Genomic DNA, 1,264 nt, shown 5'->3' with positions numbered 1-1,264 from the left:
TTCCCATGGCCTACTACAGCTTCGGCGGCTGGAAAGCCTCCCTGTTCGGCGACAGCCACGCCCACGGCACCGACGGCGTCCAATTCTTCACCCGCCAAAAAGCCATCACCACCCGCTGGCTCGACCCGTCCCACGGCGGCATCAACCTCGGCTTCCCCGAAAACAGCTGAGCCCCCACCCCCCACAGTCCGCGAGCGTGCGTGTCCGCAACCGACACGCCGCCCGCAGACCCAACTTCACGCACCCTCGCCAGGGGTGAGCGGGGTGCGGAGAGGCACGGTGACAGAGAGGTGAAAGTGCCAGAGCTGGTGGCGACCGCATGGACGAGTGCAGGCAACACGTCGCCGATGCACAGCCCGGCGACGAGCCCGATGCCGATCACCGAACGCGTCCGGGCAATCGCCGATGCCGGGTACAGCGGCTTCGGACTGATCGCCGATGACCTCCTCGCGGTCCGGGAGTCGATCGGTTTCGCGGCGTTGCGCGACATGATCGCCGATCATGGTCTTTCCCATGTGGAGATCGAGCTGATCGAGCGGTGGTGGGTTGGTCGTGGCCTGCCCGGGCACACGTATCAGATCCGCGACCTGCTGTTCGAGGCCGCCGATGCCCTCAACCCGGCATTCATCAAGATCGGCTCGGAGAACGGTCCCGCCGCCGCGGCGCTGGAACCGTTCGTCGTCCCGCTGCGGCAACTCGCCGACGACGCGGCGCGGCTCGGCACCCGAATCGCGATCGAACCGATGCCGTTCTCCCTGATCGCGTCTCTGCCCAGAGGCGCCGAACTTGTCAGAGCGGCGGACCATCCCGATGTCGGTCTGATCGTCGACGCCTGGCATGTGTTCCGCGCCGGCACCTCGCTTGCCGAGTTGGACGCCGCGCTCACCGGCAAGATGGTGTTCGGCGTGGAACTCGACGACGCCCACGCGCAGGTGGTCGGCACACTCTTCGACGACACCGTTGAACGCCGGCAGCTGTGCGGCGAGGGATCGTTCGACCTCGTCGGTCTGGTGAAGGTTCTGCGCGACAAGGGTTTCGACGGTCCCTGGGGTGTCGAGATCTTGTCCGCGTCGTTTCGGCAACTGCCGTTGGCCGATGCGCTGAGATCAGCCGCCGAGACCGCGCTCAAGGTCCTTTAGCCTCAATCCGTGGATCGGCCTTCCTGATGGTGGCCGGGGGTAATTTCGGTGGCTGGGTTTGGTGCGGGCAGGTGGGATCCGCTGGTCTGCCCAGCTTTTCCTGTGCGCTCCGGTAGGGGCCTGTT

The 1,264-nt window shown here is 66.2% G+C and carries 1 protein-coding gene and 1 pseudogene; both read left to right on the top strand.

The window, feature by feature from the left end:
* Window positions 1–170: pseudogene (locus ACXMYJ_RS29135) on the top strand (methylmalonate-semialdehyde dehydrogenase (CoA acylating)); the annotation flags it as partial.
* Between the two features lie 120 nt (window positions 171–290).
* On the top strand, window positions 291–1,139 hold the full coding sequence (locus ACXMYJ_RS29130; protein WP_460359548.1) for a sugar phosphate isomerase/epimerase family protein: 849 nt from the start codon (window positions 291–293) through the stop codon (window positions 1,137–1,139).
* Window positions 1,140–1,264 lie beyond the last annotated feature (125 nt).

Source organism: Mycobacterium sp. ZZG, from assembly GCF_054786995.1.
Note: the sequence above shows the minus strand (reverse complement) of the source record. Positions and strands in the feature narration are given on the sequence as shown.